The sequence below is a fragment of the Agrobacterium sp. CNPSo 2736 genome, assembly GCF_004005385.1.
Lineage (GTDB): Bacteria > Pseudomonadota > Alphaproteobacteria > Rhizobiales > Rhizobiaceae > Agrobacterium > Agrobacterium leguminum.
On sequence record NZ_RZTX01000001.1, the window covers coordinates 430,008 to 449,800 of the forward strand.

A 19,793-nucleotide genomic window follows, 5' to 3' on the forward strand; every position below is an offset into this window, starting at 1 on the left:
CTGGCGGCATATGGAATGACGGACATGAAAATCATTACCGGGATGGATGACATCAGCGAAGGGCTGGAGCATCTCGCCCAACTCGATCCGGCTCTCGGCCTCGTCATCGAAAAGGCCGGTCCGCTGGAACTGCGCATTCATGAGCCCGGCTTTTCCGGCCTTGCCCATATCGTCGTCTCGCAAATGGTGTCGCGCGCCAGCGCCAATGCCATATGGGTGCGTATCCTTGCCGGCACCGGCGGCGCGGTCACGGCGGAAAATTATCTCGGCGTACCCGAGGAATTGCGCGCCACTTTCGGCCTCTCGCGCGCCAAGGCGACGACGCTGGAAGGGCTGGCGCGCGCTGTCACGGAAGGGCAGATCGATCTTGACGGCGTGGTGCGCAAGGAAGGGCGCGTGGCCCTTTCCGAGCTGGTGGCGCTTCGCGGTATCGGCCCGTGGACGGCGGAGGTCTATCTGATGTTCTGCGGCGGGCACCCGGATATTTTTCCGGTCGGCGATGTGGCGCTGAGATCGGCGGTGGCTCATGCGCTAAGCCTGGAGGTCAGGCCGGAAGCGAAATGGCTGGCGGAGCGGGCAACAATCTGGTCGCCATGGCGCTCCGTGGCCGCGCGGCTTTTCTGGGGCTATTATGCCAACATCATGCGGCGCGCCATGGTGCCGCTGCCCTGAGCTTGGTCAAAAATCGGCTATACTATAGGGCAGGGCTCCGCGCGAAAGATGATCGAAATGCAGCTTGCGTTTCAGCGGCGGCACGGCGCGCTGCACGCAATCCACCCTCTCGCAGACCCGACAGGAAATGCCGATGGGTTTGAAGGAGGCCGCATTGCCGAGATCGAGCGTATCGGCATAAACGAAATTCTGCGCGTGTGAAATTTCACAGCCAAGCGCGATGGCATAACGCGGTCTTTCCGTGTTGAAACCGGCGCCGGCCTTTTCGATCTGCGTGGCGATGGAAAGGTAGCGCACGCCGTCAGGCGTTTCGGCCAGCTGCCGCACGATCCTGTCGGAGCTTTCGAAGGCTTGATGGATATTCCACAGCGGACAGGCCGCGCCGAAACGGGCAAATTGCAGCCGCGTGGCGCTGTGGCGTTTGGTGATGTTGCCGGCGCGGTCGATCTTGGCGAAAAAGATCGGCACGCCTTTCATGCCCGGGCGCTGCAAGGTGCTCAGCCGGTGGGCCACCTGCTCAAGGCTCGCGCCGAAACGAACGGCGAGAAGTTCGAGATCGTGGCGTAGCTCCTGCGCCGCCCGGTGAAATTGCCCATAGGGCAGGATGAGCGCTGCGGCGAAATAATTGTGCAGTCCGATACGACAGATTTCGGCCGCTTCCGTGTTGCGGAAACCGGCGCCGGCCAGCACCCTGTCCACCGTCGCGCCAGCGTGAAGCTGGGCGATCTGCAATGCAAGCTGAAAACAGCGGGTCGGCGCGGCCATGTAGGAGCTGAGGGCGAGCGTCTTGCCGGCAGGATCGAAGTGCCGGATCAGACCGCCCGCCGCCTCGGTTCGGGTGATATGGATGCCGTAACGGTCGCGCAGATGCGCGGCCAGAATGCCATAGGTCTCGCCGCCTTCTATCTCCAGTTCTTCCGCCAGCTCCTCGGCCAGAAGATCGATCTCGGCGACGTAATTGTCGACGAAGTGGAAGAAGTCACGCACCTCCTCATAGGGGGTTCTTTCCACCTGCGCTGTGCCGCGGCCCAGCCGGTCATCCAGCTGCACCAGCTGCTCGCTGTTCTGGCGATAGGCCTGATGGGCGCGCAGCAGCGCATGGGCAAAACCCGGCGCGTTCTGGGCAATCAGCTTCAACTCCTGAAGCCCCGGTTCGTAATTCAGGAACAGCGGGTCTTTCAGCGCCTCGCGCACGGCGGAAACCAGCCGGTCGCTTTCACCGGTCGCCAGTTCCGCCATGTCGAGCTGGAATTTTTCCACCAGCGTCACCAGAACGCTGGCCGAAACCGGGCGCTGGTTATTCTCGATCTGGTTCAGGTAGCTCGCGGAGATGCCCAGCCGTTCGGCGAATTGCGCCTGCGTGGCGCGGGCGTTTTCGCGAAGGCCGCGAACCTTGCGGCCGATGAAGAGTTTTTCCGTCGCCATGTTGCAACTTTGCAAAATTAAACATTGCAAATATTTATGGCACGCATACGCGCACGATCAAGGCTTCTTGGCGAATGTTTTCTGGGCTATTGATCGTGGCACAACGCATGGAGGAAACATGCCCGGCATTCTGGAGCAATTGGAAACGCGGCGCGCTGAGGCGCGGCTCGGCGGCGGCGTCAAGCGCATCGAGGCGCAGCATGGCAAGGGCAAGCTGACGGCGCGCGAGCGTATCGACGTGCTCCTGGATGAAGGTTCCTTCGAGGAATACGACATGTACGTCACCCACCGGGCGGTGGATTTCGGCATGGCGGAGCAGAAGGTGGCGGGTGACGGTGTCGTTACCGGCTGGGGCACCATCAATGGCCGTCAGGTCTATGTGTTTTCCCAGGATTTCACCGTTCTTGGCGGTTCGCTCTCGGAAACCCATGCCCAGAAAATCTGCAAGATCATGGATATGGCGGTGCGCAACGGCGCGCCGGTGATCGGCCTCAACGACAGCGGCGGCGCGCGTATTCAGGAAGGCGTGGCCTCGCTCGGCGGTTATGCCGATGTGTTCAAGCGCAATGTCATCGCCTCCGGCGTCGTGCCGCAAATTTCCGTCATCATGGGGCCTTGTGCGGGCGGTGCCGTCTATTCGCCGGCCATGACCGATTTCATTTTTATGGTGCGCGACACCTCCTACATGTTCGTCACCGGGCCGGATGTGGTCAAAACCGTGACCAACGAGATCGTTACGGCTGAGGAACTGGGCGGAGCCTCCACCCACACGAAAAAATCCTCCGTCGCCGATGGCGCTTATGAAAACGACATCGAAACGCTGGAACATGTGCGGCTGCTGTTCGATTTACTGCCGCTCAACAATCGCGAAAAGCCGCCGGTGCGCCCGTTCCACGATGATCCGGCGCGGCTGGAAGCACGTCTCGATACGCTGATCCCCGATAGTTCCAACAAGCCCTACGACATGAAGGAACTGATCCACGCACTGGCCGATGAAGGCGATTTCTTCGAGTTGCAGGAGGCTTTCGCCCGCAACATCATCACCGGCTTCATCCGTCTCGAAGGCCAGACGGTGGGCGTCGTGGCCAACCAGCCGATGGTGCTGGCCGGCTGCCTCGATATCGACAGTTCGCGCAAGGCGGCACGTTTCGTGCGCTTCTGCGATGCCTTCAACATTCCGCTGCTGACGCTGGTGGATGTGCCGGGCTTTCTGCCGGGTACGGCGCAGGAATATGGCGGCGTCATCAAGCACGGCGCGAAACTTCTCTTCGCCTATTCGGAGGCGACGGTGCCGATGGTGACGCTGATCACCCGCAAGGCCTATGGCGGCGCTTATGACGTGATGGCGTCCAAACATATCGGCGCGGACGTGAATTACGCCTGGCCGACGGCGGAAATTGCCGTGATGGGCGCGAAGGGGGCGGCGGAAATTCTCTATCGTTCCGAGCTTTCCGATCCGGAAAAGATCGCCGCGCGCACGAAGGAATATGAGGAGCGTTTCGCCAATCCCTTTGTGGCGGCGGAGCGCGGTTTTATCGATGAAGTCATCATGCCGCATTCCTCACGCCGCCGCATCGCCCGCGCCTTCGCGTCGCTGCGTAACAAGAGCGTGGAAACCCGCTGGAAGAAACACGACACCATTCCGCTCTGAGACTGGAAAAATGCTTCGGCCACCTTACTATATGTTTGTTCAGGCGCCCGGATGTCCGGATGTCCTCCCGAAACGCACAAGGACACATTTTCATGGCCGAAAATTCCTCCGCAGATAATTTCCCCGCCGGATATGAGGTGCCCAAGGTCTGGACCTGGGACAAGGGCAATGGCGGCCAGTTCGCCAATATCAACCGTCCGATTGCCGGTCCCACCCATGAAAAGGAACTGCCGGTCGGCAAGCACCCGCTGCAGCTTTATTCGCTGGCGACGCCGAATGGCCAGAAGGTCACCATCATGCTGGAAGAATTGCTGGCCGCCGGCCACAAGGGCGCAGACTATGATGCGTGGCTGATCAAGATCGGCGAAGGCGACCAGTTCGGTTCCGGTTTCGTCGGCGTCAATCCGAATTCCAAGATTCCGGCGCTGATGGATCACTCGACGCCTGAGCCGACGCGTGTTTTCGAAAGCGGCTCCATTCTCGTTTATCTCGCGGAAAAATTCGGCGCCTTCCTGCCGAAAGAGGGCAATGCGCGCACGCAGGCGCTGAACTGGCTGTTCTGGCAGATGGGCTCCGCCCCCTTCCTCGGCGGCGGTTTCGGCCATTTTTATGCCTATGCTCCGGTGAAGATCAAATACGCCATCGACCGCTACGCCATGGAAGTCAAACGCCAGCTCGACGTGCTGGACCGGCATCTGGCTGAAAACCGCTATCTGGCGGGTTCGGAATATACGATCGCCGACATGGCTGTCTGGCCGTGGTACGGCAAGATCGCGCTGGGTCAGGCCTATGGCGATGCCGGTGCTTTCCTTGAAGCCGACGGTTACAGACACGTCATGCGCTGGACGCTCGAAATCGGCGAACGTCCGGCGGTCAAGCGCGGTGTGATCGTCAACAAGACCTCGGGCGATCCGTCCGAACAATTGCATGAACGCCACGATGCTTCCGACTTCGAGACGAAGACGCAGGATAAGATCGGCAGGGCATAAGGAAAGATTAGAGCGCCAAAAGCGCTCTAACTATTTGAATTGGCGCATTTCCGGACGTAAAAGCAAGGCAGCTTTTACTGGAAATGTTCTGGAAGGACAAAAGATGGCGAACCTGCCCGAAATGACCAAACACAAGGGATTTCCCTCCGGCATGCCGAGCACGGGCGTCCAGTTCACCATCCGCCGCGCCAACCCCAAAGGGGTAACGCCTATCAAGATGATACCCCGCCGGGCGCGCAACGACACCAAGGAGCATCGCATCGATGCCGCCTTCCTGCACTCGCTCTGGCACCATTTCGGTGCCGAGCCTTTCGAGCGCGGCAATCTCGACGCCGCCCGCCTCAACCTGCTCTTCGGCCGTGAGGTCGTGCCGGCGGAGAAGAATTTCGATCCACTTTCCTATCAGGCGATGCTGGTGATTGACGAGCGCGTCGCACGGCAGAACTTCCCGGAATCCTTCGAGAATTTCTTCGAGATTTGAGGGCGGGCGGCGACATTTTTCCTGAGGGGGAGGAGGAGCATGATTGTCGACATACTCCATATGGACCTGCAATGGCTGCGACGCTGGCTGGGACAACGCCGCGGTGGCAACGCAGGCAGGGCATCCGGCAGTCGTGATCCGAAGCCAAAGATGACGCCGGAAGCCGCCCGGCTGGATCATCGGCAGATGTTGCGTTTCTTGGCGCTCAATGCGGCAGTTGGTGTGCTGATCGGTGTCTGCGTCGGTGCAGCTCTGATCTTTCTCGACATTGGCGGTTTGGGCGCGCGCATCGCCCGTGCGGCAAATCCGGTCGTGCCCGTGCTGCTGGTCGTCATGCCCATTGCATCCCTGTTCGGCGCGGCCGCCACTGCCTCGGCGATCCTGATGATGCCCTATGAAAAGAAATTCCGCGACGATGATGACGATGCGAGGGGAGAATAACCGCATGATCAAGAAAATCCTCATCGCCAATCGCGGCGAGATTGCCTGCCGGGTCATCAAGACCGCGAAGAAGATGGGCATCGCCACTGTCGCGGTCTATTCGGATGCGGATGCCAATGCGCTGCATGTAAGACAAGCGGATGAGGCCGTTCATATCGGCCCGGCCCCCTCATCGCAGTCCTATATCGTCATCGACAGGATTCTTGAGGCAATCGCGAAGACCGGGGCGGATGCTGTTCATCCCGGTTACGGCTTCCTGTCGGAAAATGCTGCCTTTGCCGAGGCGCTGGAAAAGGCGGGCGTCGTCTTCATCGGTCCGCCTGTTGGCGCCATCAAGGCCATGGGCGACAAGATCACCTCCAAGAAACTGGCCGCGAAAGCGGGCGTTTCCACCGTTCCCGGCCATATGGGGCTGATCGAGGATGCGGATGAGGCGGTGAGGATCGCATCGCAGATCGGTTATCCCGTCATGATCAAGGCGTCGGCCGGCGGCGGCGGCAAGGGCATGCGCATCGCCTTCAACGATGCCGAGGCGCGCGAGGGTTTCCAGTCCTCGAAAAACGAAGCGAAATCCTCCTTTGGCGATGACCGCATTTTCATCGAAAAATTCGTCACCCAGCCGCGCCATATTGAAATTCAGGTGCTGGGCGACAAGCACGGCAACACACTTTATCTGGGTGAGCGCGAATGCTCGATCCAGCGCCGCAACCAGAAGGTCATCGAGGAAGCGCCGTCGCCCTTTCTGGATGAAGCGACCCGCAAGGCCATGGGCGAGCAGGCCGTGGCGCTGGCGAGAGCGGTCGGTTACCACTCGGCCGGCACGGTGGAATTCATCGTCGATGGCGAGAGGAATTTCTACTTTCTGGAAATGAACACCCGCCTGCAGGTGGAGCATCCGGTAACGGAACTCATCACCGGCATCGATCTGGTCGAACAGATGATCCGTGTAGCGTCAGGAGAAAATCTCTCCTTCGGACAGGCGGATGTGAAGCTGAATGGCTGGGCCATCGAAAGCCGGCTTTATGCAGAAGATCCCTATCGCAACTTCCTGCCCTCCATCGGCCGGCTGACGCGATATCGCCCGCCGCAGGAAGGTGCGCAGGAGAACGGCACCGTCATCCGCAACGATACCGGCGTTTTCGAAGGCGGCGAAATCTCGATGTATTACGATCCGATGATCGCCAAGCTGTGCGCTCTGGGCAAGGATCGTGAAACCGCCATCGATGCCATGGGGCAGGCGCTGGATCGTTTCGAGGTGGAGGGCATCGGCCACAATCTGCCCTTCCTGTCGGCCGTCATGCAGCATGAGCGTTTCCGCGCCGGCCGCCTGACGACGGGTTTTATCGCGGAAGAGTTTCCGGAAGGATTTTCCGGCGTGGAACCGGATGAGGCTACGGCGCGTCAGCTTTCCGCCATCGCCGCCATCATCCATCAGCGGCTGCAGAGCCGCGCGGTCGAAATTTCCGGCACCATCGGCAATCACCGCCGCATTGTCGGTCAGGACTGGGTGGTGTCGTTTGGCGCATCCCGCCACAGGGTTAGCGTTGAAACCGGCACGGATGGTACGGCGGTCCGTTTTGAAGACGGGGCAGCGCTTAGCGTCGATACCGGCTGGCTTCCCGGCCAGAGCCTTGGCCTCTTCACGGTAGCGGGGGAGGTTATCGCCGCCAAGGTCGATCTTGCCGGGGCGGCGATCTGCCTGCGCTGGCGCGGCATGGATATTCGCGCCCATGTGCGCAGCCCGCGTGTGGCGGAACTGGCGCTGCTGATGCCGGAAAAATTGCCGCCGGATACATCGAAATTGCTGCTCTGCCCCATGCCGGGCGTCATCACCGGCATTTCCGTGGGGGAGGGCGATGAGGTGGAGGCCGGGCAGGCGCTGGCGACGGTGGAAGCCATGAAGATGGAAAACATTCTGCGCGCGGAAAAACGCGGCCGCGTTGCCAGAGTGGCGGCAAAACCGGGCGATAGCCTCGCGGTGGATGAAGTCATCCTAGAATTCGAGTGATGGCCGCTGCCGTTTTTCCGGAACGCATGTGGGCCGGAGCGGTTTACGGGGTCGGACCTGCGGGCGGATCGTTCGATTTTCGTCACGATCACCGGCCACAGTGCTAAAATGAAATGCAGAAGGGGAGAGATGCATGTCGGGTGAAAAAACGGTGCGGGATTGGCTGCAGCTTGCCGAAAAAGAGCTGAAGCGTTCACCGGAAACGCTCGTCTGGCACACGCCCGAGGGCATCAAGGTCAAGCCGCTCTATACGGTTGACGATCTGCAAAAGATTTCCCATCTCGACAGCCTGCCGGGCTTTGCCCCTTTCACGCGCGGCCCGCGTGCCACCATGTATGCCGGGCGGCCCTGGACCATCCGCCAATATGCCGGTTTTTCCACGGCCGAAGCCTCGAACGCCTTTTACCGCAAGGCGCTGGCCGCCGGTCAGCAGGGTGTTTCGGTTGCCTTCGATCTCGCCACCCACCGCGGTTATGACAGCGATCATCCGCGTGTAGAGGGCGATGTCGGTAAGGCGGGTGTGGCGATCGACAGCGTCGAGGACATGAAAATCCTGTTCGACGGCATTCCGCTCGAAAAAGTCTCGGTGTCGATGACCATGAACGGCGCGGTCATTCCGGTGCTCGCCAGTTTCATCGTTGCGGGGGAAGAGCAGGGTGTGCCCCGCGCCGCCCTTTCCGGCACCATTCAGAACGATATCCTCAAGGAGTTCATGGTCCGAAATACCTATATCTATCCGCCGGAACCCTCGATGCGGATCATTGCCGATATCATCGAATATACGGCGAAGGAGATGCCGAAATTCAACTCCATCTCCATATCCGGCTATCACATGCAGGAAGCGGGCGCGACGCTGGTGCAGGAACTGGCCTTCACGCTGGCGGATGGCCGCGAATATGTGCGGGCGGCGCTGGCCAAGGGGCTGAATGTCGATGACTTCGCCGGCCGCCTGTCGTTCTTTTTCGCCATCGGCATGAATTTCTTCATGGAGGCTGCCAAGCTGCGCGCCGCGCGCCTGCTCTGGTCGCGCATCATGGAGGAGTTCAAGCCGCAAAAAGCGTCGTCGCTGATGCTGCGCACCCATTGCCAGACGTCCGGAGTCTCGCTTCAGGAGCAGGACCCCTATAACAACATCGTCCGCACCGCCTTTGAAGCCATGTCCGCCGTGCTGGGCGGCACGCAGTCGCTGCACACAAATTCCTTCGATGAGGCGATTGCCCTGCCGACGGAGTTTTCCGCCCGCATCGCCCGCAATACCCAGCTTATCCTCCAGCATGAAACCGGCGTCACCAAGGTCGTCGATCCGCTGGCCGGCTCCTATTATGTCGAAAGCCTGACGGACGAACTGGCAGAGAAGGCCTGGGCGCTGATCGAGGAGGTGGAAGCGCTTGGCGGCATGACAAAAGCCGTGGCGGAAGGCCTGCCGAAACGGCTGATCGAAGAGGCGGCGACGCGCCGCCAGGCGGCGGTGGACAAGGGCGAGGAGGTCATCGTCGGCGTCAACCGTTACCGTCTCGAAAATGAAGAGGATATCGATGTTCTCGATATCGACAACGCCGCCGTGCGTGCCGCGCAAATCCGCCGCATCGAAGAGACGCGCCGTCGCCGCGATGGCAAGGACGTGACCGCTGCTTTGGCCGCACTTTCTCAAGTCGCCCGCAGCGGCAAGGGCAATATTCTCGAAGCCGCGGTTGTCGCCGCCCGCGCCCGTGCCACGGTGGGAGAGATTTCCGATGCGCTGCGTGCGGCCTTCGGCGACCATGCCGCCGTGCCGGAGGTGGTGAGCGATATCTACGGCGAGGCCTATAAGGACGAGCCGGAACTTGCCACGCTCGCCGCCCGGCTTTCCGGTGTGGCTGAGAGGATCGGCACCAAGCCGCGCATCATGGTCGCCAAGCTCGGGCAGGATGGGCATGATCGTGGCGCGAAGGTCATTGCCTCCGCCTTTGGCGATATCGGTTTCGATGTGCTGGCCGGCCCCCTGTTTCAGACACCCGTTGAAGCGGCCGATCTCGCCGTTCAGAACAGGGTGCATGTGGTCGGCATGTCGTCGCTCGCCGCCGGTCACAAGACGCTTGCGCCGCAGCTGGTCGAGGCGCTGAAACAGAAGGGCGCGGAAGACATCATCGTCGTGGTCGGCGGCGTCATTCCGCGGCAGGATTATCAGTTCCTGCTCGACCACGGTGTCTCGGCGATTTTCGGACCCGGCACCAATGTCATGGATGCCGCCAACAAAGTTCTCGACCTGCTGGAAGGCATCCGGCGGAACGCGTGAGGGAAAGACGGCCATGTTCGGAAGACTGAATCACGTCGCCATCGCGGTGCCCGATCTTAATACCGCCATTGCCCGTTACAGGGCGCTGGGCGCAGATGTCTCGGAACCGAAATCGCTACCCGAACACGGCGTGACGGTTGTGTTCATTCAGGCTGACAACACCAAGATCGAACTTCTTTATCCGCTCGGCGAAAATTCGCCGATTGCCGCTTTTCTCGAGAGAAATCCGGGCGGCGGCACGCACCATCTCTGCTTCGAAGTGCCTGACATTGTCGCGGCGCGCGACGATCTCGTCAAAAAAGGCGTTCGAATTCTGGGTGATGGCGAGCCGAAGATCGGCGCGCATGGCAATCCCGTTCTTTTCCTGCATCCGAAGGATATGGGCGGCGTGCTCTATGAGCTTGAGCAAGTTTCTCAGACATACGGCTGAAACATAAATCTCCTAGAGCATTTCCAGGAAAAGTGGACCGGTTTTCCGTCCGGAAATGCTCCAAGAGGCTGACGTTGTGAAGCACCGCTCACGGCGGCGCTTTCACTTGCGTTTGCATGGTTCGTTTATTTTCTTTTGACATTCGTTTTGTTTTCGTTTTTATATAATTGTCTTTCCATAAGGGGTTCCTCCCCTGCATTGTCGCGGAGGCTTCATGTCCGGCGAAAACATTTTCGATCTTTTTGTCATCGGCGGCGGCATCAATGGCTGCGGCATTGCCCGCGATGCCGTGGGCAGGGGCTATTCCGTGGCGCTTGCGGAAAAGGGCGATTTCGCTTCCGGCACCTCTTCCGCCGCCACCAAGCTCATCCATGGTGGCCTGCGCTATCTCGAACATTACGAGTTTCGTCTGGTGCGCGAAGCGCTGATGGAGCGGGAAATTCTCTGGGCCATGGCCCCGCATGTCATCTGGCCCATGCGTTTCGTTCTGCCCATTCAGAAAGGCGGCGTGCGCCCGGCCTGGATGGTGCGGCTCGGCCTGTTTCTTTATGACAATCTCGGCGGCCGCAAGCTTCTGCCGGCGACCCGCACGCTCGATCTTCGCAGGGACCCGGCGGGCAAGCCGCTGAAGCCGGCTTTTGCAAGGGCTTTCGAATATTCCGACGGCTGGGTGGATGATGCCCGTTTCGTGGTCCTCAACGCGCGCGACGCGGCCAATCGCGGCGCGACGATCATGAACCGCACACGGGTCGTTTCCGCACGGCGCGAAGGCGGGTTGTGGCTCATCGAGACGCTGGACGAAAAAACTGGACGTGCGGAGACACATAAAGCACGCATGCTGGTGAATGCCGCCGGCCCATGGGTGGACAAGGTGCTTTCCGGCGTCTTTGGCCGCAACGACGTGCACAATGTCCGGCTCGTGCAGGGCAGCCATATCATCGTGCGCAGGAAGTTTTCCGACCCGCGCGCCTATTTCTTCCAGAACCCGGATAACCGCATCATCTTCGCCATTCCCTATGAGCGCGATTTCACGCTGATCGGCACCACGGACCGCGATTACAAGGGTGATCCGGCCAGTGTTCGCATCTCCGAGGAGGAGATTTCCTATCTCTGCAACGCGGCCAGCGACTATTTCAGCGAACCGGTCCGGCCGGAAGATATCGTCTGGACCTATTCCGGCGTGCGGCCGCTTTTTGATGACGGTGCTTCCAAAGCGCAGGAGGCGACACGCGATTATGTGCTGAAGGTTGAAGAGGACGAGGGGAAAGCTCCGCTCCTCAATATTTTCGGCGGCAAGCTCACCACCTATCGGCGGCTCGCCGAACATGCGCTGGAAAAGATCGGTGCGGCGATTGGCGAAAAGGGCAAGCCGTGGACGGCGGGTTCCCACCTGCCGGGTGGCGATTTCGGCGCTGAGAGATATGAGACGCAGGTGCGGGCGCTCGTCTCCCGTTATCCCTTCCTTGACGGACGCCATGCCGAGCGGCTTGTCAGAAACTACGGCACCAAGGCGGCGGAACTGTTGGGCAGCGCCACCGATGTCTCCGGCCTCGGCCGGCATTTCGGCGGCACGCTTTATGAATGCGAGGTGCGCTGGCTGGTTGACCACGAATGGGCCTGCGCGGCCGAGGACATTCTCTGGCGGCGCACGAAACAGGGCCTGCGCCTGAACAAGGACGAGGCCGCCGGTCTCGATGACTTCGTGGCTGTGCTGATGGGCGGCAAGGAAAAGGCCGAAGCCGTGGCGGAGCGGGCCTGAAAATCCGCCGGTTGCCCCGTCAGCTCCCGGAACTCTTCGCCGGCCTCTCCGGGCCGTCAGCGCTCAGGATATAGTCGTCGGCGGCTGAAAGGGCGTGTTCCATATGCCCTTCGAACACCAGTTCCGGCTCGCTGGGCGCTATGGCGATTTTCGGCATGCCGCCGAAACGCACCGCTTGCGATTGCGCCAGACCGTCGCGCAGGCCGCTTTCCAGAAGATCGAAATAGCGCGTGCCGGGGCCAGTGATGAAGACCGGCATATGGCCATGCAGGCTGAAGAGGCGTGAAAGGCCGTTGCCGAGCGCAAGTCCGGCGGTGCGGAAGGCGAACCGGGCCATGCGGGCGCCGGTGCGGGCCGAGGCGGCGATCTTGTCCACCTCGGCGATCGGTACGAATTTCGCCGGTTCCGCCTGCGGCGGGGCTTCGAAAGCAGAGCGCAGTATGGCGTAAAACCCGGAATAGGCCTCGATGCAGCCTTTGGTGCCGCAACGGCACAGTGCGCCGTCGGCCAGATGCAGCATATGGCCGAAATTGGGAGCGCTGACATCGATTGCGCCGCCCGTCGAGCGGGCGATGCCAAGGCCGATGCTGTGGCCGAGCGACAGGGTGACGAGGGCCTCCGGCGCCGGGTTTTCTTTTGCCTGCTCCCGCATCCAGATGGCTTTTGCGGCCAGCAGCGTCTCGTTATTCAGCGTCACGCGAATGCGGCCGTCCCCGGAAACCAGCCGCTGGAAATCGATCCTTTCGTCACCGAGAACCGGCGACCAGACAAGCGTTGCAGCTGCCGCATCCACCAGCCCCTTGCTGCTGATCGAGACCTGGAGGATATCGTGCCGGTCGATGCGCGAGCGATCGGCAAGTCTTGCAAGGCCGGCGAGGATCGCGCCGCCGAATGTGCCTTTTTCAGCCGCAATCCTCTGTTCGGTGAAGCGGTCCACCAGCTTGCCGGAATAATCGACCAGCGAATATTGCACGCTGTCGGAAGAGATGATGACGATGGCGACATGGCAGAAAGCGCCGCGCGGGCCGAAGAGAATGCGTGGCCGGCCGCGGCCGGCAGTGGCGAGCTGCTCTTTCCGCAGAATGAGCCCGGCCCGCTCAAGCTCGGTGGTGATGGCGGAGACTGTTGCGGAGGCAAGCCCGGTGAAAGACGACATGTCGGTATGGGAAAGGCTGCCATGCAGGCGCAGGGCCGCCATCACCGACAGGCTGTTTTTCTGGCGCACCAGTTCCGTACTTGCAATGGCGGACATGGGCTGGGGCATGCTCCCTGAACGGCCTTTTTCCTGTCGTGCTGATCCACTCTGATGGCGCATGCCAGAGCGAAGATCAAGGCACCCGGATGCTGCCCGCAGCCGTTGTTGACAGCATGGGGAATCTCTGACATTAATTTTCTCGACTGTCGAGAAAATTGTGAAACCACAGGGACCGGCAGCTTTTTCCGGGCGTTTTTCCTGCATGGAGGTGTGGGGCTTCGCCCTTACCGGGAGGACATCATGAATTCTTTTGCCAAGCTTTTGGCGGGTACAGCCGTACTCGTTTCCCTGCATACCGCCGCTATCGCGGCCGATCTCGTCGTCGGCGTTTCCTGGTCGAATTTCCAGGAAGAACGCTGGAAAACGGATGAGGCAGCCATCAAGGCGGCGCTCGACAAGGCCGGCGCGAAATACATCTCCGCCGATGCGCAATCATCCGCCGCAAAGCAGCTGACCGACGTGGAATCGCTGATCTCGCAGGGCGCCAACGCGCTGATCATTCTGGCGCAGGACAGCGACGCGATTGGCCCGGCCGTTGAAAAGGCCGTTGCCGAGGGCATTCCGGTCGTGGGTTATGACCGTCTGATCGAAAACCAGAACGCCTTCTACATCACCTTCGACAACAAGGAAGTCGGCCGTCTGCAGGCTGCCGAAGTCTTCAAGGTGAAGCCCGAAGGCAATTACGTCTTCATCAAGGGCTCTTCTTCCGACCCGAATGCGGACTTCCTGTTCGCCGGCCAGCAGGAAGTGCTGAAGGCGGCCATTGACGGCGGCAAGATCAAGAATGTCGGCGAAGCCTATACGGATGGCTGGAAGCCGGAAAATGCCCAGAAGAACATGGAACAGTTCCTGACCAAGAATAACAACAAGGTCGATGCGGTCGTCGCCTCGAATGACGGCACGGCCGGCGGTGCAATCGCCGCTCTCGCCGCGCAGGGCATGGCGGGTTCGGTTCCCGTTTCCGGTCAGGATGCGGATTTCGCGGCGCTGAACCGCGTTGCGCTCGGCACGCAGACGGTGTCGGTCTGGAAGGACAGCCGTGAACTCGGCAAGGAAGCGGCCGGTATCGCGCTGGAACTGGCCGGCGGCAAGAAGATGACCGAGATCAAGGGTGTCTCCACCTTTGAAGGCGGTCCGAAAAAAGTGAAGATGCAGTCGGTCTTCCTCAAGCCTATCGCCATCACGAAGGACAATCTGAACGTCGTCATCGACGCCGGCTGGATCAAGAAGGAAACAGCCTGCCAGGGCGTGAAGGCTAAAACGGTCAAAGCCTGCGATTGATCGAATAGGTCCCGGTTCGGGCGCTGCGCCATGGTTCATGGCGCGGCGCCTTTTAGAGCATTTCCAGGAAAAGTGGGCCCCGGTTTTCCGTTCGGAAATGCGCAAAACAAAGAGTCAGAGCATTTCCAGGAAAAGTGGAGCCCGGTTTTCCGTCCGGAAATGTGCCAGAACAAAGCGTCGGAGCGTTTTCGCGATTCAGGGAAAAGCGAAAGCGCTCCAAGATGTAAGGAGCACCGGCAGTTCATGGCCGATATGACCCAATCCAATTCCACAACGTCGCAAAAGACGGAAAAAGCAGGCTCGATAACGCGCTTTATCAACGCCACCGAGCTGGATACCAGACTGCTCGGCATGGTCGGCGCGCTTCTTCTGATCTGGATCGGATTTCATATCCTGTCCGGCGGGCTGTTCCTGACGCCGCGAAACCTCTGGAACCTTTCCGTGCAGACCGCGTCCGTGGCCGTCATGGCGACTGGCATGGTGCTCGTCATCGTCACCCGCAATATCGACCTTTCGGTCGGGTCAATCCTCGGTTTTTCCGGCATGATCATGGGTGTCATGCAGGCGGAAATCCTGCCGCAGATCCTCGGCTTCGAACATTGGGCGACATGGATCGTCACGCTTATGGTCGGCATTCTCGTCGGTGGCGCCATCGGCATGTTGCAGGGCTCCATCATCGCCTTCCTGAACGTGCCGTCCTTCATCGTCACGCTTGGCGGTCTGCTCGTCTGGCGCGGCGGCACCTGGTTCATCACCAGCGGTCGCACCGTGGCGCCGATGGATTCCACCTTCCGTCTGATGGGCGGCGGCACCAGCGGCTCGATCGGCGCGACATGGAGCTGGATCGCCGCCGTCATCGCCTGCGTCGCCATCATTGCGGCCATCCTGAATTCCCGCCACCAGCGCCGCCGTTTCGGCTTTCCGTTGCGGCCCGTCTGGGCGGAGTATTTTCTGGCCGCGCTCGGCTGCCTTGTCGTCATCGGTTTCGTGGCGGTGGTCAACAGCTACCCATGGCCGGTCAACATCGCCCGCAACTATGCCGATGCCAATGGTATCGCCTGGCCTGAGGGCGGTCTGTTCATTTCGCACGGCATCGCCATTCCGGTGCTGATGGCGCTTGCCGTCGGTGCGGTGATGACCTTTATCGCCACAAGGCTGCGTTTCGGGCGTTATGTCTTCGCCATCGGCGGCAATCCGGAAGCGGCGGAACTCGCCGGCATCAAGACCCGCTGGGTCACGGTAAAAATCTTCACGCTGATGGGCGTTCTGTGCGCCATCGCCGCGGCCATCTCGACCGCCCGCCTCAACGCGGCCACCAACGCCCAGGGCGAGCTGGACGAGCTTTACACCATCGCGGCGGCCGTCATCGGCGGCACCTCGCTTGCCGGCGGTGTCGGAACCATAGCGGGCGCGATGCTTGGCGCGCTCGTCATGCAGTCGCTGCAATCCGGCATGGTGCTGGTGGGCATCGATACGCCCTTCCAGCGCATCGTCGTCGGTGTGGTTCTGGTCGTCGCCGTCTGGCTCGACACCATCTACCGCGCCCGCGCCAAGTAAGAACCGAGGAGAACTCCTATGACGGACCAAGTCACGCCCCTCGTGGAAATGCGCAATATTTCCATTTCCTTCGGCGGTATCCATGCGGTGGAAAACGCCTCTGTCGATCTTTTCCCCGGTGAGGTGGTCGCCCTTCTCGGCCACAACGGCGCGGGCAAATCGACCCTTATCAAGATCCTCTCCGGCGCTTACCGGCGCGATGGTGGCGATATTCTCATCAATGGCGAGGATGCCGATATCCGCAATCCCCGCGATGCCAAGAAATACGGCATCGAGACCATCTACCAGACACTGGCCGTGGCCGATAATGTCGATGCGGCGGCCAATCTTTATCTCGGCCGCGAGCTGAAGACGAAATGGGGCACGCTTGACGATGTCGCCATGGAAGCCTCGGCTCGCGAGGTGATGGGGCGTCTCAACCCCAATTTCCGGCGGTTCAAGGAACCGGTGAAGGCACTGTCCGGCGGCCAGCGGCAGTCCGTCGCCATCGCCCGCGCCATTCTGTTCGATGCCCGCATCCTCATCATGGACGAGCCGACGGCAGCACTCGGGCCGCAGGAAACGGCGCAGGTGGGCGATCTCGTCAAGGAGCTGAAACGGCAGGGCATTGGCATCTTCCTCATCAGCCACGATATTCACGATGTCTTCGATCTGGCCGACAGGGTCTTCGTGATGAAAAACGGCAAGGTGGTGGGCCATGCCCGCACGCAGGATGTCACCAAGGACGAGGTGCTTGGCATGATCATTCTGGGCAAGGTGCCGGCCGGTGCGGTGCCGGGGCCGGGTGCGGTCGCGCTCTGAACTTAGTGAAATAAAGATATAAAGATTTCTTTATGTCTATTGACATCGTGACGCCCGTGGTGAGAAATGCGGGTGTCATGGTTCTCCGGGCTTGTTTGTTCGATCCCGGAGCTAAGAGGGAATCCGGTGCGCCGACGATCGGCAAGACCGGAGCTGCCCCCGCAACTGTAAGCGGCGAGCCTTTGTCCAACACGTCACTGGGGTAAACTCCGGGAAGACGGACAAAGGCGACGACCCGTAAGCCAGGAGACCTGCCAGGACAAAATAACGTCCACGGGCGGGGTGTCCCGGTGGTTGCTGCAATGGTCCGGCACAGGCCGGGCCTGCACGCGTCCGCTTTACCCATGCCCCCACAACCAAATGGGGTATGACAATGCCAGACAAAATCATTTCAGTCGCATCGCTCGGTTTTCCGAGGATCGGACGCCATCGCGAACTGAAGTTCGCGCTTGAAGGCTTCTGGTCCGGCAAGATTTCCGAGACGGAACTGCTCGAAACCGCCGCCCGGCTGCGCGCCGAAAACTGGGCGCTTCAGCGTGAGAAGGGGATTATCCATATCCCTTCCAACGATTTCTCCCTTTACGATCATGTCCTCGATACGGCCGTGATGGTGGGCGCCATTCCATCCCTCTATGGATGGGCGGGTGGAGATGTTTCCCTCTCCACCTATTTCGCCATGGCGCGCGGCAGCCAGAGCGAAGGGCACGCAGGCTGCGGCCATGGGCATGAAGGACATTCTCATCATGGTCAGGGCGTTCCGGCGCTGGAAATGACCAAATGGTTCGACACCAACTATCACTACATGGTGCCGGAGGTTTCAGAGGATCAGCATTTCGTGCTCACCTCGCAAAAGCCGGTCGACCACTTCCTTGAGGCGAAGGCGCTCGGCATTCACACGCGTCCGGTCATTCTCGGCCCGGTCACGTTCCTGAAGCTCGCCAAGGCGCGCGAGGCAGCCTTCAAGCCTCTCGATCTGCTGGCGAGACTGCTGCCCGTCTATGAAGAGCTGCTGCGTCGCCTGAGCGCGGCCGGTGCTGACTGGGTGCAGATCGACGAGCCGGTCGCCGTGCTGGACCTTTCCGAAGGGGAGCGTCACGCGCTGGCTGTGGCCTATCGGGCTTTGTCGAAGGCCGCGCCGGATCTGAAAATCCTGCTCGCCACCTATTTCGGTGGGCTTGAGGACAATCTCGAAGCCGTCGCACTGCTTCCGGTCGCGGGCCTTCATATCGATCTGGTGCGAGCGCCCGATGCACTGGAGACGGTGTTGAAGGCGTTGCCGGAAAATCGCGTCCTGTCGCTGGGCGTCATCGACGGCCGCAACATCTGGCGCGCTGATCTCGCTGCAATCATTGCCCGATTGGAAACGGTGATCGCGGCACGCGGTGCGGCGGCGTTTCAGATTGCGCCGTCCTGCTCGCTGCTGCATGTCCCGGTCGATCTCGAACTGGAAACCGGCCTCGATGCCGATCTGAAAAGCTGGCTTTCTTTCGCCACCCAGAAGCTCGGCGAACTTGCCACGCTTGGCAGGGCTCTCGGTGAGGGCACGGCTGCTATCGCGGCGGAACTGGAGGCTGCCTCTAAGGCCGTTGCCGCGCGTGCATCCTCGCCGAAGGTAACGGACGCCGCCGTGCAGAAGCGTATTGCGACGATTGGCGAGGCCGACAGGAAGCGGGTGAGCCCGTTTGCCGAGCGGCAGAAAGTGCAATCGCAGGCCATTGCGCTGCCGCTTTTCCCGACGACGACCATCGGCTCCTTCCCGCAGACGCCGGAGGTGCGCAAGGCCAGATCGGCGCATGCGAAGGGCGCTCTGACCGATGCGCAATATGAAAAATTCCTGCAGAAGGAAACCGAAGCGACCATTCGCTGGCAGGAGGAAATCGGTCTCGACGTTCTTGTGCATGGCGAGTTCGAGCGCAATGACATGGTGCAATATTTCGGTGAACAGCTTTCCGGTTTCGCTTTCACCCAGCATGCCTGGGTGCAGAGTTACGGTTCGCGTTACGTGCGTCCACCCATCATCTTCGGCGATGTGTCGCGCCCGAAAGCGATGACGGTTCGGTGGTGGGAATATTCCCAGTCGCTCACCGACAAACCCGTCAAGGGCATGCTGACCGGGCCGGTGACGATCCTCAACTGGTCCTTCGTCCGCGACGATATCGCCAGAAGCCTGACATGCCGCCAGATCGCGCTTGCCATCCGTGACGAAGTCAACGATCTCGAAGCGGCCGGTGCGCAGATGATCCAGATCGATGAGGCAGCTCTTCGTGAAGGACTGCCGCTTCGGCACAGGGACTGGCAGGATTATCTCGGCTGGGCGGTGGAGTGCTTCCGCATTTGCTCCAGCGGCGTGGGCGACCGCACACAGGTTCACACCCATATGTGCTATTCCGAATTCAACCAGATCATCGATGCCATTGCTGCAATGGACGCCGACGTGATCTCCATCGAGACCTCGCGTTCGAAGATGGAACTGCTGGATGCGTTTCGGACCTACAAATACCCGAACCAGATCGGTCCCGGCGTTTACGACATCCACTCGCCGCGCGTGCCGGCGGTTGGTGAAATGGTCGATCTTCTGGCACTGGCGCGAGAGCGGCTTGACGACCGGCAGCTCTGGATCAATCCGGATTGCGGCCTGAAGACGCGGAAATGGGAAGAGGTCAGGCCGGCCCTGGTCAACATGGTCGCTGCCGCTGCCGAGCTCCGCCGCGCGGTGCTTTGATATGAATGGAGGCCCGGCAAAACCGGGCCTCCATCATGGCTTCCGC

15 protein-coding genes and 1 riboswitch are annotated in these 19,793 nt (G+C 60.7%); of the genes, 13 read left to right on the plus strand and 2 right to left on the minus strand.

All coding sequences use genetic code 11. The features are described 5' to 3' along the window. The first annotated feature begins 15 nt into the window (after positions 1–15). Positions 16–672: a DNA-3-methyladenine glycosylase gene (locus tag EM858_RS01990; RefSeq protein WP_183232574.1), complete on the plus strand. Its 657-nt coding sequence runs from the start codon at positions 16–18 to the stop codon at positions 670–672. 6 nt (positions 673–678) lie between these two features. On the opposite strand, the gene EM858_RS01995 is transcribed toward EM858_RS01990, so the two are convergent. Further along, positions 679–2,097: an XRE family transcriptional regulator gene (locus tag EM858_RS01995; protein ID WP_127755632.1), complete on the minus strand. Its 1,419-nt coding sequence runs from the start codon at positions 2,095–2,097 to the stop codon at positions 679–681. A gap of 118 nt (positions 2,098–2,215) precedes the next feature. Between EM858_RS01995 and EM858_RS02000 the strand changes: the two genes are divergently transcribed. From EM858_RS02000 to EM858_RS02035, 8 genes are all read left to right on the plus strand, one after another. Next, positions 2,216–3,748: an acyl-CoA carboxylase subunit beta gene (locus EM858_RS02000; protein WP_127755633.1), complete on the plus strand. Its 1,533-nt coding sequence runs from the start codon at positions 2,216–2,218 to the stop codon at positions 3,746–3,748. A 92-nt stretch (positions 3,749–3,840) separates the two neighbouring features. After that, complete coding sequence (yghU, locus tag EM858_RS02005; protein ID WP_080854387.1) at positions 3,841–4,737, plus strand: glutathione-dependent disulfide-bond oxidoreductase; 897 nt, start codon at positions 3,841–3,843, stop codon at positions 4,735–4,737. Positions 4,738–4,840: 103 nt separating this feature from the next. Continuing rightward, on the plus strand, positions 4,841–5,218 hold the full coding sequence (locus tag EM858_RS02010) for a hypothetical protein (protein ID WP_003520841.1): 378 nt from the start codon (positions 4,841–4,843) through the stop codon (positions 5,216–5,218). Between the two features lie 39 nt (positions 5,219–5,257). Then, a complete protein-coding gene (locus EM858_RS02015; RefSeq protein WP_127755634.1) occupies positions 5,258–5,659 on the plus strand; it encodes a hypothetical protein in 402 nt (133 codons plus the stop codon). A gap of 4 nt (positions 5,660–5,663) precedes the next feature. Then, positions 5,664–7,667 carry an acetyl/propionyl/methylcrotonyl-CoA carboxylase subunit alpha gene (locus EM858_RS02020; RefSeq protein ID WP_127755635.1) on the plus strand — a complete coding sequence of 668 codons (2,004 nt, stop codon included), beginning with the start codon at positions 5,664–5,666 and terminating at the stop codon, positions 7,665–7,667. A 133-nt stretch (positions 7,668–7,800) separates the two neighbouring features. After that, positions 7,801–9,942, plus strand: a complete 2,142-nt coding sequence (gene scpA / locus EM858_RS02025) for a methylmalonyl-CoA mutase (RefSeq protein WP_127755636.1) — start codon at positions 7,801–7,803, stop codon at positions 9,940–9,942. Between the two features lie 13 nt (positions 9,943–9,955). After that, positions 9,956–10,372, plus strand: coding sequence for a methylmalonyl-CoA epimerase (gene mce, locus EM858_RS02030; RefSeq protein ID WP_127755637.1), 417 nt, complete (start codon positions 9,956–9,958; stop codon positions 10,370–10,372). 214 nt (positions 10,373–10,586) lie between these two features. Next, a complete protein-coding gene (locus EM858_RS02035) occupies positions 10,587–12,131 on the plus strand; it encodes a glycerol-3-phosphate dehydrogenase (protein ID WP_127755638.1) in 1,545 nt (514 codons plus the stop codon). 19 nt (positions 12,132–12,150) lie between these two features. Here the strand turns inward: EM858_RS02035 and EM858_RS02040 are convergent, their stop codons facing one another. Continuing rightward, entirely contained in the window at positions 12,151–13,383 is a 1,233-nt protein-coding gene (locus tag EM858_RS02040; protein WP_164865269.1) for an ROK family transcriptional regulator, read from the minus strand. Between the two features lie 243 nt (positions 13,384–13,626). Here EM858_RS02040 and xylF point away from each other — a divergent pair, with 243 nt between their 5' ends. The 4 genes from xylF (at position 13,627) to metE (ending at position 19,747) form a co-directional block, all read left to right on the plus strand. Next, positions 13,627–14,667, plus strand: a complete 1,041-nt coding sequence (gene xylF, locus EM858_RS02045) for a D-xylose ABC transporter substrate-binding protein (RefSeq protein WP_065657077.1) — start codon at positions 13,627–13,629, stop codon at positions 14,665–14,667. Positions 14,668–14,910: 243 nt separating this feature from the next. After that, on the plus strand, positions 14,911–16,224 hold the full coding sequence (locus EM858_RS02050; protein WP_127755640.1) for a sugar ABC transporter permease: 1,314 nt from the start codon (positions 14,911–14,913) through the stop codon (positions 16,222–16,224). Between the two features lie 18 nt (positions 16,225–16,242). Next, positions 16,243–17,025 carry an ATP-binding cassette domain-containing protein gene (locus tag EM858_RS02055; protein WP_059753655.1) on the plus strand — a complete coding sequence of 261 codons (783 nt, stop codon included), beginning with the start codon at positions 16,243–16,245 and terminating at the stop codon, positions 17,023–17,025. Positions 17,026–17,086: 61 nt separating this feature from the next. After that, positions 17,087–17,299, plus strand: a riboswitch (cobalamin riboswitch). Between the two features lie 99 nt (positions 17,300–17,398). Beyond that, positions 17,399–19,747 (plus strand): 5-methyltetrahydropteroyltriglutamate--homocysteine S-methyltransferase, encoded by a 2,349-nt coding sequence (metE, locus tag EM858_RS02060; RefSeq protein ID WP_127755641.1) that lies wholly within the window; start codon positions 17,399–17,401, stop codon positions 19,745–19,747. The last annotated feature ends 46 nt before the right edge of the window (positions 19,748–19,793 follow it).

Excerpts from the sequence above, each read along its gene's own strand:
- EM858_RS01990 (WP_183232574.1), top strand. The coding sequence starts at position 16 with ATGACGGACATGAAAATCATTACCGGGATGGATGACATCAGCGAAGGG.
- EM858_RS01995 (WP_127755632.1), bottom strand. The coding sequence starts at position 2,097 with ATGGCGACGGAAAAACTCTTCATCGGCCGCAAGGTTCGCGGCCTTCGC.
- EM858_RS02000 (WP_127755633.1), top strand. The coding sequence starts at position 2,216 with ATGCCCGGCATTCTGGAGCAATTGGAAACGCGGCGCGCTGAGGCGCGG.
- yghU (WP_080854387.1), top strand. The coding sequence starts at position 3,841 with ATGGCCGAAAATTCCTCCGCAGATAATTTCCCCGCCGGATATGAGGTG.
- EM858_RS02010 (WP_003520841.1), top strand. The coding sequence starts at position 4,841 with ATGGCGAACCTGCCCGAAATGACCAAACACAAGGGATTTCCCTCCGGC.
- EM858_RS02015 (WP_127755634.1), top strand. The coding sequence starts at position 5,258 with ATGATTGTCGACATACTCCATATGGACCTGCAATGGCTGCGACGCTGG.
- EM858_RS02020 (WP_127755635.1), top strand. The coding sequence starts at position 5,664 with ATGATCAAGAAAATCCTCATCGCCAATCGCGGCGAGATTGCCTGCCGG.
- scpA (WP_127755636.1), top strand. The coding sequence starts at position 7,801 with ATGTCGGGTGAAAAAACGGTGCGGGATTGGCTGCAGCTTGCCGAAAAA.
- mce (WP_127755637.1), top strand. The coding sequence starts at position 9,956 with ATGTTCGGAAGACTGAATCACGTCGCCATCGCGGTGCCCGATCTTAAT.
- EM858_RS02035 (WP_127755638.1), top strand. The coding sequence starts at position 10,587 with ATGTCCGGCGAAAACATTTTCGATCTTTTTGTCATCGGCGGCGGCATC.
- EM858_RS02040 (WP_164865269.1), bottom strand. The coding sequence starts at position 13,383 with ATGTCCGCCATTGCAAGTACGGAACTGGTGCGCCAGAAAAACAGCCTG.
- xylF (WP_065657077.1), top strand. The coding sequence starts at position 13,627 with ATGAATTCTTTTGCCAAGCTTTTGGCGGGTACAGCCGTACTCGTTTCC.
- EM858_RS02050 (WP_127755640.1), top strand. The coding sequence starts at position 14,911 with ATGGCCGATATGACCCAATCCAATTCCACAACGTCGCAAAAGACGGAA.
- EM858_RS02055 (WP_059753655.1), top strand. The coding sequence starts at position 16,243 with ATGACGGACCAAGTCACGCCCCTCGTGGAAATGCGCAATATTTCCATT.
- metE (WP_127755641.1), top strand. The coding sequence starts at position 17,399 with ATGCCAGACAAAATCATTTCAGTCGCATCGCTCGGTTTTCCGAGGATC.